This window comes from Vibrio sp. 10N.286.51.B11 (assembly GCF_041469245.1).
Classification (GTDB): Bacteria; Pseudomonadota; Gammaproteobacteria; order Enterobacterales; family Vibrionaceae; genus Vibrio; species Vibrio crassostreae_C.
Map to the genome: position 1 here is coordinate 46,531 of NZ_JBFRKI010000010.1, position 12,027 is coordinate 58,557.

8 protein-coding genes are annotated in these 12,027 nt (G+C 43.3%); 1 reads left to right on the forward strand and 7 read right to left on the reverse strand.

All coding sequences use genetic code 11. The features are described 5' to 3' along the window. Positions 1–40: 40 nt before the first annotated feature. From AB4154_RS06095 to AB4154_RS06120, 6 genes are all read right to left on the reverse strand, one after another. Positions 41–4,936, reverse strand: a complete 4,896-nt coding sequence (locus AB4154_RS06095; RefSeq protein WP_372122510.1) for an ATP-binding protein — start codon at positions 4,934–4,936, stop codon at positions 41–43. A gap of 70 nt (positions 4,937–5,006) precedes the next feature. After that, complete coding sequence (locus AB4154_RS06100; RefSeq protein WP_372122482.1) at positions 5,007–6,032, reverse strand: HD-GYP domain-containing protein; 1,026 nt, start codon at positions 6,030–6,032, stop codon at positions 5,007–5,009. A 309-nt stretch (positions 6,033–6,341) separates the two neighbouring features. Next, positions 6,342–7,106 (reverse strand): ABC transporter ATP-binding protein, encoded by a 765-nt coding sequence (locus AB4154_RS06105; protein ID WP_017061894.1) that lies wholly within the window; start codon positions 7,104–7,106, stop codon positions 6,342–6,344. Between the two features lie 12 nt (positions 7,107–7,118). Further along, positions 7,119–8,069 carry an iron chelate uptake ABC transporter family permease subunit gene (locus AB4154_RS06110; RefSeq protein WP_136978264.1) on the reverse strand — a complete coding sequence of 317 codons (951 nt, stop codon included), beginning with the start codon at positions 8,067–8,069 and terminating at the stop codon, positions 7,119–7,121. Beyond that, positions 8,062–9,015, reverse strand: coding sequence for an ABC transporter permease (locus tag AB4154_RS06115; protein ID WP_017061896.1), 954 nt, complete (start codon positions 9,013–9,015; stop codon positions 8,062–8,064). The genes AB4154_RS06110 and AB4154_RS06115 overlap by 8 nt, the downstream gene beginning before the upstream one ends. Before the next feature lie 100 nt (positions 9,016–9,115). Continuing rightward, a complete protein-coding gene (locus tag AB4154_RS06120) occupies positions 9,116–10,048 on the reverse strand; it encodes a siderophore ABC transporter substrate-binding protein (protein ID WP_017061897.1) in 933 nt (310 codons plus the stop codon). 928 nt (positions 10,049–10,976) lie between these two features. On the opposite strand from AB4154_RS06120, the gene AB4154_RS06125 reads away from it, so the two are divergent. Further along, positions 10,977–11,186, forward strand: a complete 210-nt coding sequence (locus tag AB4154_RS06125; RefSeq protein WP_004731601.1) for a hypothetical protein — start codon at positions 10,977–10,979, stop codon at positions 11,184–11,186. Positions 11,187–11,416: 230 nt separating this feature from the next. On the opposite strand, the gene AB4154_RS06130 is transcribed toward AB4154_RS06125, so the two are convergent. Beyond that, positions 11,417–12,010 carry a hypothetical protein gene (locus AB4154_RS06130; protein ID WP_017061898.1) on the reverse strand — a complete coding sequence of 198 codons (594 nt, stop codon included), beginning with the start codon at positions 12,008–12,010 and terminating at the stop codon, positions 11,417–11,419. Positions 12,011–12,027: the final 17 nt, after the last annotated feature.

Genomic DNA, 12,027 nt, shown 5'->3' on the forward strand with positions numbered 1-12,027 from the left:
CTAAAGGCTTTAATGTTGAAGTGATATTTATAAAAGACAACTACTCAGAAGCGCCAAGCCCCTCTTTTGCTCGTTCAAAGTCATAATTATCTAACGCACTTCGAACATCTTTGAGAACAACAGAATGTGGATACTGTGCCAGTAACTCAGTCACATATTGAGTTGCATCGTTATCATAAGCATCCAGCAGTGATAGCAACTGAGCATGCTGTTCTGACGTGATGCTCGGTGAATCAGAGGTATCAGCAAGACTCGCATCGGCTTCTTCAGTACTTGTCGTATTGAATCCCCCAACACCAGACACATCAAAGCTGATCTCAACTGCTTTAATCAGTTCGATTAACCCAAGTTCGCCTTGCTTAAGATCTGCTTCATCACACGCCTTGTTATGCGCTTTGCTTTCTAAATCACTGAGTAACTCTGCCAATCGCAATCCACCAATCGAAGCTGCCATGCTTTTTAAGGTATGTAGATTACGCTCTAACGTCGCCCATTCATCTTGCACTAGGTTGTCGAAGGTTTCCGACATAATGTCAGGCGCCCCTTGGCAGAATCTACCAAGCATCTTCTCTTGCAGTTTCGCATCATGATGAGTCAGTTGCTCAAACCTCGACTGAGAGAAAACAGGCTGCTCTGTTTGAGTATCGGAGTGTAATTCCGAACTATTATCAGAATCACTGGCCAGTATCGTATCTGAAGAGGTGTCTGATGGCGCTCGACCTTCAACTAAGACCTCAGGAACAATGTATCGAGTAATCAAAGACATCGCTTTATCAATAACAATAGGCTTATCCAAGAAGTCCGTGATGCCCGACTCCCTCGCTCGTTGTTTCGCATCATCAAAAACATTGGCTGACATTGCAATAATCGGTACATCTATATCGAATTCACGAATCAAACGGGTAGCTTCAAAGCCGTCCATAATCGGCATTTGAAGATCCATGAAGATTATTTCGTAGTCGTTGTTTTTAGCTAACTCCAGCGCTTCCTTTCCGTTTTCAGCAAGATCGGCATTTAATTTAGAGCGACTGAAAAATGCTAAGGCGAGATCTTGGTTCAGCTCATTGTCTTCAACCAATAACACTCTTTGGCCTTTGAACTCTATCTGGTAATCCAGTTGCAGTTCTTGGGCTTTGAAGTCGGCTAACGCATCCGAGCTTGATCGTGGCAATGTCAGTACAAAGGAGAACTCACTGCCTTGCCCGTAAACACTCTCCACCGTAATTTGACTGCCCATCGCATGCACTAATTTCTGGCTAATGTTGAGTCCAAGCCCTGTACCGCCAAACCGCCGTGTCGTTGTGGTATCCGCTTGGCTAAAGGCTTCAAACAGCTTGTGACGGTTCCCATCCGAGATGCCTATCCCGGTATCCATCACACTCACCTTCATGGTTAGACTGCTATCGTTCGAGTCAACATGCTCCACCGTTAACGCTACGCTGCCTTTTTCCGTAAACTTAATCGCGTTACCCACAAGGTTGAGTATGACTTGGAACAACCTCAATGGATCGCCTTGCAATGGCGTGTCTAACTCAGAGTCTATGACCATCGACAAATTGAGCTGCTTCTCAGCCGCTTTCGACTCCATCAGCTCAATCACATCTTTAAAGGTCGTTACGGGATCAAACGGGACGTTATCAATAACAAGTTGTCCAGCTTCTATCTTTGAGAAATCAAGGATGTCATTGATGATACCGAGTAACGAATGGCCAGAACGGTGCACTTTCTCAATATAATTTCGAGCGACAGGATTAGATATTTCGCCAATCGCCAGATAAGACAAGCCAATAATGGCATTCATTGGGGTTCTTATCTCATGGCTCATATTAGCTAAAAATTCCGATTTAGCTTGGCTCGCCAAATCGGCTCTCTGTTTTTCTTCTTCCAATTGTTCGTTAAGGCGCTTCATTTCTGAAATATCGAATGCCCAAAATAGTGTGGCGACTTCACCATCAATCTCAAAAAGATAGTAACTGACCAAAGCAACAAATCGGGTTCCATCAGACTTTCTGAGTACCAACTCCCTATTTTCAACTTTACCGTTAAGGTCGAGCTCTTTATGCACGCCATCACGAACGCTCAGCGAGTCATGGATAGCAGCGACGTCGATAGAAGACAACGCCTGATTATCCACGCCAAACAAACGTTTCGCCGTATCATTCGCGTAACGAACCTCTTCTTCAAATACCACGCTGGCTGCAATTGGAGAGCTATTTAGCATGTTGTAGAGTTGGTTCTGCGCCTTTTCCAGAGCTTCGGTCGCTTCCTTAGCAATACTGATCTGCTTCGCTAATTTACGATTCCAGAAAATAATAAGAAGAAGGATCACCAGAGAAAAAACCGAAATGGTGTAAACCAATTGATAATCAACTCTTTCTATCGCTTTGGGTGCAGCCCATTTTGCAGAGATCTTCTGGTGTTCTTCAGCTGAGATACTGCCTATCGCTTTGTTCACAATAGACAACAGCAAAGGTTCAGATTTGATGACATGTAAGGTGGGTGAAAGGAAAAAATCAAGTCGTCCGACAATTCCAATCTCTCGATGACCAAATGAATCAATGAGGTAATTGAGGACATCAACAGTGTCGACCATGCCGTCTAAGGTTTTATCATCCAATCGGTTGAGCCCATCGGCCGTGGATTCTACCTCTACCCACTCAACGTTCGGGTACTTATCTAAAATCGCGTTAGTATTTGCCGCATTCTTCAATATACCGATTTTCCAACCATCAGCTTCTTCAAGTACCAAGCTACTAACGTCTCTTCTCGATGCAATGGCCAAACGACTTGAAAACAAGCTTTTAGCTGCTTTGACGTTATCTCCTAACGAACGATTCTCTTGAGCTGCTGAGACCAGTTCCACTTCATGATGATCAACCAAGCTTCGGGTCTCAGACCAATTCGCCACGTCAACATGCTGAATACTTAGCCCTGTTTTTTGTTCAATCAGCGTTAGATAATCATCAATCATCCCGATGTATTCACCGGTATTGGATACCGCTTCATAAGGTAACGAATTCGGATCGATACCTATACGTACATCCGGATTATCTTTAATCCACGCCCTCTCTTTTTGGCTTAGATTTAGGATCTCTCCAGTCAAGTTACTCGCTTGATAAACATCCGCAATATAGCGTTTCGCCGCATCTCCGAATGAACTAAATTGTTCGACCGATGGAAAATAAACATAGTTCCGCTCTAACGAATTAACATCAAAGTAGAAAGTCATCGAACCAGAGTTGATACTCCCTCCCTTGGTCCTATAATTCGCCACCTTGGTGACTGATGAAAAGTGAGAGGTATTTTTCTTCTCTCCATATTGATCAACTAGGTTGCCTATGTACCAAGATTTGATCGGGCGACTATTGTTATCCGCTTGTGCGGTGATCACCTGAAAAGAACTGTCCGTGTCGAAAATTTCAAACACTTCCGTCAACTCTTCAAAGCGGTCGTTGACGATAAAATACGCAGATATTTGCGCGATAATATTCGCTTTTTTAAGGACTAGGCTTAAATCACTCTGAACCTGCATCTCGATAATTTGGTTTAAGCCGTCATCCTCCTGTTTAAGCCTTTTAATTGCGGCATTGAAGCTATCTCTGATTTCTTCACTCTTAAAGTCCACATAGATCGGATACTCAACTTTATACTCGTCATGTAGCGTTAGCTCTGCCATTTCAATAAAACGAGTATTGGTGATAAACCACTCTAGCACTCTTCGTTCAACCATTAGCAGGTCAACATTTTGAGCCCTCAACTGCGAGAATGCTGATTCAAGATCTTCGTAATCTTCAACACGATCAATGTCTAACTTACTCTTCAGAACTTCAACAGAGTTTTTAATTGTGGATGTTTCGTCGAACAATAACGCCCCTAATGATAGGTCTTTTGGGGATTGAAGTTGGAGTTTGCGGCGAGTTAGTGAAACAGGAACAAACTCAACATTAAAAACGTTATCACTTAAAAAGTGCGCATTAGGATCATCAAACTGAACACCAGAAAAAAAGGCTATAGAATTATTGTTATCGATGGCTTTTTTAGCGGCGCTAGGTGGAAGTGTGACAACGTCACCTAGTTTATATCCCATGTCATTCAGTGCACGCTGAAGAATGTCGTACTGTAGCCCGACTGCGGTGCTGTCTGGGTAAATATACGGAGGGTTACCAAAGCCAAACACGCCTTTTAGCGGCACTCGATAGGGGGAACTGTCTAGCCACTTCGATAAAATCTGGTTCTTGTTATCAACGTCGAAGGTTTCAATCTGTTTGTTGATTAGCGTCAGCAGTTCTGGTTCATCGGTTCGAATCACCATTGATGCTTCAAACCTTTTCCAATGCTCCAGAACATAATTTACCGCTAAATCATGAACGCCAATCTTTTTCGCAAGATCCATAGTGGTGATAGGTTCACCGACCATGCCTTCGACATCCCCGGCCCCTAACGCACGTACTGCATCAATAACGTTATCAAAATCCACTCGCTCAATAGAACTCAATTTGACACCGGCTCGCTCCAAATCGATATTTTCATTAACCATCGCAATACGGCGTTTATTATTTTGATCTAGGTTTCCATCGAGTTTGTTGTCGATGGGAACAATCACTGCGACCTGATAAGGAATATAGGGAGCACTCGCAAGAAAACGGCCACCTTCACTTGGGTCGAACTGTTGGAATGGAAATACATCGCCTCGCCCGTCGACTAACGCGGCTTTAGCCTCGACACGCGAGTTAACTGTGACAAACCGAACATGAACACCAAAACGCTGTTCAAGATCTAATGTCCAATCTTTGATGATCCCAGAAACCTGCCCATCATCATCGATGAATGAGTAAGGATAATGGTTGGCCAAGACAACAAAAGTTACCGTTGGTTGGTTTCCCAACCACTGATTTAACTCAGTATCTGTTACCTCAGCAGCATTCGTAGATCGCATTAGCAGCGGCCACACCACAAGTGTAATGACCAGAAAAACAACCAAACGATTTAGCGACAACATCAAGCCATCACTCATCTCTAAATTTCTCTTTAATTGCTAGAATCTCAGGTAACTTTAGAAAAAACATATCGACGATAGTCGGATCAAAATGCTTGCCTTTCTGTTCTTCAAACAAGCTCAGTGCCTCATCGACACTCCAAGCTTTCTTATAAGGACGCTCTGCTGTCAGGGCATCAAATACGTCAGCAACGGCCGCAATTCGTCCAACCAATGGAATATCTTCGCCGGCTATCTGCTTTGGGTAACCACTGCCATCCCACTTTTCATGGTGATACTGCGCGACTTGAATGGCCATACGCATCAGTTTGGAATCGCCCTGCCTACCAAGGATTTCAACACCGAACTCGACGTGTTTCTGCATGGTAGTCCATTCATCGGCATCCAATTTCCCTGGCTTCAGTAACACACTGTCAGGAATGCCAATCTTGCCAATATCATGCATTGGTGCTGCATCACGCAACGTCTCGGCATCTTCGTCAGTCATTCCCAAGGCTTTAGCTAGCACTTCACAGTAGTGACTCATACGCTTAACGTGCATGCCTGTTTCATTGTCTTTAAATTCAGCAGCTCTACCCAGTATGTTCAGTGTTTCTAGCTTACCGAGATTGATCTCTTGAGTTTTCTCTTTTACCTGACTAAACAACGCGCGTTGTTGGTCATAAAGTGCGATATGCGTTTTCACACGCTGGAGTGCAATTGCAGGGGTTATCGGCTTGGTTAGGTAATCGACAGCCCCCAAGGAGAGCCCTTTTACTTCGGCTTCTGGACCAATTGTGGCGGTCACGAAAATGATAGGAATGTGAGCCGTATTCGGCTGAGCTTTAAGTTGGCGACATACCTCGTAACCATCAATGTCAGGCATCATGATATCAAGGAGGATAAGGTCTGGCTGCGGCACCATCTTCGCGATCTTGATACCAATTGTGCCGTTAATCGCTACTTTCACTTGATAAGTATCTTTGAGTATTGCCGTTAACACATCCAAGTTACTTGGGGTGTCATCCACGACTAACACTATAGGTTTCCGACTCATTGATACCTCGTATACAAATCAAACAGTTATAACCCTAGTGTAGAACGGTTTCCAGAGGTTAAGCAGAAAAAAAGCAATTGATTTTCAAAAATGAAGAGTAGATCTGTGAGTGACTTCAAACTGGCGTTATTAGAAGTACGACCAGTCAATATTACGTCAGTTAAGTTATTATTATACAAGGGGAATTACCTTTGCATTGCAACATTTCACCAACAACACAGATACTATCCGAAAACAAAAAGAGCTCCTCATATGGGAGCTCTTTTCGTTCAACGGCTAGAAAGCAAAACAACCGAGTTATTCAGTAATCTAACGACCAGAATAATACATACAGATTCGAACACCATCGAACTCACGAATCTCAAATGGGATCTCGTAGATAGACTCCATCACTGATTTTTCAACCACTTCCGAAACCTTACCCGACTTAACCACTTTGCCTTTCTTCATCGCAACAATGTTATCTGAGTAACAAGAAGCGAAGTTGATGTCATGAATCACGATAACGACCGCTTTATTGAACTCATGCGCCAAACGACGAAGCGTCTGCATGATTTCAACCGAGTGTTTAATATCAAGGTTATTCAGAGGCTCATCTAAGAACACATAATCCGTATCTTGCGCCACAACCATCGCGATAAACGCCATTTGACGCTGACCGCCACTCAACTCATCAAGGTATTTGTTTTGGATGTCAGTAATGCCAAGGTGTTCTAGTGCTGTATCGACGATCTTATGATCTTCGTCTTTCAAGCGACCTTGAGAGTGTGGGAAACGACCAAAACAGACCAATTCACGAATCGTAAATCGCATGTTGATGTTATTTGATTGTCTTAACACGGCAAGGTGCTTGGCTAGCTCTTTGGTATCCCACTCAGCCAGTAACTTATCGCCAATGACCACTTCACCCGCGTCGCTGTCTGTTAAGCGGCTCGCCATTGAAAGCAGTGTACTTTTACCCGCACCATTTGGGCCAATGATAGAAGTCACTTCGCCTTTCGGGAACATAGCACTGGCATCATCAACCACGAGTGACTTGCCATACTTCTTACTTAAACCTGTTAATTTAATCACTACTTACTACCTTTACTGAATTCTGGTGCGTAACAACAAGAACATAAAATACAAACCGCCGACCAAGTTAATAATCACACTCACAGTGGTTTCAAACGCCATCACTTTTTCGATAAACCATTGGCCAGAAACCAATAGCACGATCGCTAATAAGCTGCTTGCGATGATAAGCACACGATGCTGATAAGATCGGAATATCTGGCGAGCTAAGCTCACGGTGATTAAACCAAAGAACAGCACTGGGCCCACCAAAGCAGTCGATACCGCGACCATCACTGACACAATCACCAAGGTAATCTGAGTCAGTCGTTTGGTGTTCACACCCAAGCTTGTTGCGTTATCAACACCAAGCCAAAGTACATCAAGCTTAGGCGCTAACAACCAAAGGCCAAGCAAGCTCAAACCTAATGGAATAAGGCTGAGGTAAACCAGTTCGCCTTTCACATTATTGAAGCTTGCGAACATCACATTCTGCAGCACCGCGAACTCGTTCGGGTCAATCAACATCGCCAAGAAGTTAGACAAACTCGAGAATACGCTGCCACATACGATGCCTATCAACAGCAGTGTGAATACGTTGTTTCGCTTGCTCTTAAAGTAGAAATGGAACAGAGCAAACGAGAACAAGATCATCACAGTCACAGACATCGAAAAGTTTGCGATTGAATCAATCACCCAGAAGCTAGCACTGCCAAACACAAACAGAAGTACCGTTTGAACCAGCATATACAAGCTATCAAAGCCCAAGATGGATGGGGTTAAAATTCGATTATTAGTAATGGTTTGGAACACCAATGACGATGCAGAAATCGCCACCGCCGCCAACACAATTGACAGTAGTTTAGGTAGTCGCAGAGACAAGAAGAACTCGTAGTTATCCCACGTCAGCCCCTGCCCGATGAATAGCGCTGTCATACCCAAAGACGCGATAGCCAGAATCGCAATTTTTACTGAATCACGCATTCGACTTGTCTCTCATGATTAGGTAAATAAAAATCATGCCACCAAAGATGCTGATTACCATCGAGATTGGAATCTCATAAGGGAAGATGACGATTCGAGCTAGCAGGTCACAAGCCAACACCAAGATCACCCCCCAGTAGGCAGTCCAAGGCAGAATCTTCTTCATGTTATCGCCCATCATCAGCGACACGATATTCGGCACGATAAGGCCAAGGAATGGGATAACACCAACGATCATCACCACAGAGGAGGCACTGATAGCCACTAACGCAACACCAATGAAGACGATCTTCTGATAATTCAAACCGATGTTTTTCGCGAAGCTCTCACCGATGCTCGCCGCACTGAACTGGCTCGCGAAATAGTAAGCCAATACACAAGCAGGCACCGCGAGATAAAGGATTTCATAGCTGCCCTGCAACACGCTCGCAAAGTTCGCCATAGTCCATGCCGACATGGTTTGTACTAAGTCGTACTTATAAGCAATAAAGGTTGTTAGAGACGAAACAACGTTGCCATACATAATGCCAATCAAAGGCACCAATACCGCGTTCTTAAACTTGAGGTGTTGTAGGAAGCGAACCAATAGCATGGTGCCAAACACTGCAAACGCGAAGATAAAGCCTAAGTAGCTCCATTGCGCAGCATTGCCTAGCACTAGAATGCCGACAATGTAACCCAACATCGCACAGTCAATGGTGCCCATCGTCGAAGGCGCGGCAAACTTGTTCTGTACGATTTGCTGCATGATCAAGCCAGAAACACTCAATCCCGCTCCGGCAAGCACGATCGCGAGTAGTCGAGGAATCCGACTAACAATATAAATAGAATTGGCGTGTTGGTTGCCATTGAAGAAGTCACTAAAACTGATTTCAGCGACTCCAATCATCAATGACGCAACGCATAACACAACAAGAAATACAGCAGCTGCAATGGGTTTCAACATAGGAATAATACTAAAGATAGGTCTCGGGTAGCCCGTATAAAAAAGTGAAAAAGGGCTTATAAGAACACTCTTATAAGCCCGAAAATCTGATGGTTAGTAACTATTGAATCGTACGTTCAATGTCACTAAGCATTCTATGAATCGCTGTCACACCGCCACCAGCCAAATACCAAGCACTTGAATCAAGGTAAACGATATTGCCGTGCTGCGCTGCAGGTGTTGCCGCAACCAGTGGGTTATCAAACAGTTGTTGTGCGCGTCCTTCTGATTTACCAATCGCTTTTTCGCGGTCAAGCACGTAAAGCACTTCAGGTTTTGCATCAGCTATGTATTCAAAAGAGATTAGGTTGCCGTGTGTTCCTTTAATCGGAGCCACGGTTGCACTCTTTGATTCCACGAAACCAAAGTCATCAAAGATGATTGAGAAACGGCTGCCTTTGTTGAACATCGCAATGTTGTTACCGTTGTTCATTAGCATCATTGCTGAAGTTTCGTCAGACGCTACTTTGTCGTTTACCGCTGTGATAGAAGCTTGAGTCTCTTTAATGATCGCTTCGACTTCAGCTTGCTTACCAAAGATGTCGCCTAGCACACGCCAGTTTTGCTGAGCATCAGCCCAGTACTTGTCGCCTTCAATAGAAAACATGACAGTAGGAGCAATTTGTGCCAGTTTGTCGTAAACCTTAAGCATGCGGTTTTCCGCGATGATGATGTCAGGCTTCAACATGTAGATAGCTTCAAAATCAGGTTCGCTTAAAGAGCCTGTATTTGCCGTCGTATCTTTGTACGAAGCTAGGTAATCAGGCAGCAAGCTATGAGGCGCGCCAACTGGCTGTACACCAATTTTATCGAGCACGTCTAAGCTACCGTGGCCTAGAACCACCACTCGCTGTGGTACTTCAGTAAACTGCGCTGTGCCTTTCACATGCTCAATGGTGACGGTTTCCGCATGCGCGGTCATCATGAATGATGATGCTAGAACGATGGCAAGCCCGCTCAATAACTGGCGAACTGAATTGATTGTTTTCTTCATGTTTCTTCCTTTGCCATTGATACAAACCACCACTCATGACAATGAAAGTCACATTACTCATAGACGAGCATGGGGCGTACACAACTGCTAAATAACGATAATTTAAAGTCTGTCATTGGATTGACAACAAACTTGTAACGCAAGTGAGAACTATTATCAATTATATTTGCACTAAATTGGCGATACAACAACTTTATTATTCAGAAATGTAAAAGTGAGTATTCATATTTTGCGTAGTCAGGAGAGGTATTAGGAATCAGAAATATCAAAAAGACGCGAAGAGGAAAATACTCATCAACCTGAAGAAAAAAACAGATGGGGAAAGCACCCAAAAACCCTGTAATTACAACGCTGAACCCCAAAATCATGGATTGTAATTTACAATGTAAAGATCATATACAACAGAGACTTAATCATCACCAAATTAGCTGATCAATTAAACCCACTAATGACAACGAATACGAACAGCTGAAAAGCCAAGACTCAGTCAGATATCATGGTCAAATCCCTGACCTTCGCTCATTTAACCTTCAGTAACCGATGGTAAATCACCCAAAAATATTTTTGAATTTAATTGAATATAGGGTTGTAATTTTGAAAACTAGGCGTATAGTTCGCCACCTGGCTCTAATCTATAGAGCTGTTAATGCTAAAGTAAGTCCAAGTTCCACATAGACAGTTCTCGATTCCCTCGTTACACCATCTCTGCGTCAGCTTTCACCCAGATAGTCATTCAATAGCTTTTAAATTCGATCCTACTACCGATCTATCGTCATTTGCTCTTTTGTCAGCGAAGTCAGAATAGATCGAGCACTTAAATACAAATGTAATAAACACAAGGCACAGTTATGTCACGCAGAACAACACGACAAACCCATTGGTACCAACTATCACGCGAAAAAACAGTCAATAAACTAAAAGGTAATAAATGCTCAAGATTAAAATAGATTTACACAAAGAAGAGATTTCATGGGTCACCGAGATTCGACAGCTCAATAGCGATATACTCCACCGCCACATATTGCCCAAGCTACAACATCACAGCTATCTCATCGACTTTGAATTTAATGAACGAGAAAGCATCGGAACTATCGTTTCAGGCAACGGAAACACCCTAGGACATTTCACACTCCTATAGCATTTCCCAAAGGCTACAAAAGAAACACCATCTAGTCCCAAAGATGTAAAAGATGTCACCCTCAATTCGCTCTAGCAGAACAAAATAGAGTAGAAGTAAAACAGATCTGAAACCTAGCCCTTTTTGCATTTCACACGCGGCTAACGCTAGCTAGGTTATCGTACTTCTATTGAAACCAACTTATATCAAACTCTAAATCACCATTGAGTCATTATCAGTGCATTCATGGACTAATAAGTTAACGGCATCGACCTTAACTTCTGATCAAGAGTATATAAGTGTTCTGCAGCTTGCATGTGTTGAGGGTAATCACTGAACTTCTCACGATTCTCCTCATTCATCTTACATGTCTCATCCACCAGCATTAACTTCCAATACAGCTTCGTTGTATGCAACATCGCCAGTAACGGTTTGAACACCTCTTTCTCATAAGCTTGAATCAACTCTTCAATCAACTCGTCACGTTCGTCTTCGCTTGCGATTGAACCCTCGGTTGCCGACAACACTTTTTGATACTTCAGGTTTTGTTGCAGCTTATCCATGACCGTTTGGTTTTCTTCCGCTAAGTCAACAAGCTTCGACTTAATGATGTTTACCCAATTCGCTTGGCTCAGTACTGTGTCATCAACGCTGGTAAAATCTTCTCGTATTTGTCGTTCAACATCTTTTTGAGCTTTCTTTAAAACCGCACGCACCTTTTGGAAAGGCAGCTGATACTCCTTACTTAGCTCGATAATCAGTTTATGAAAACCACCATTTGGAAGGTGTAAGTTTTCTTTAAACGTCGCCATTGCAGCTTCTTGCTGTTCGGTAAGGTGAGTCATTCTGTTTCCTATTCTTT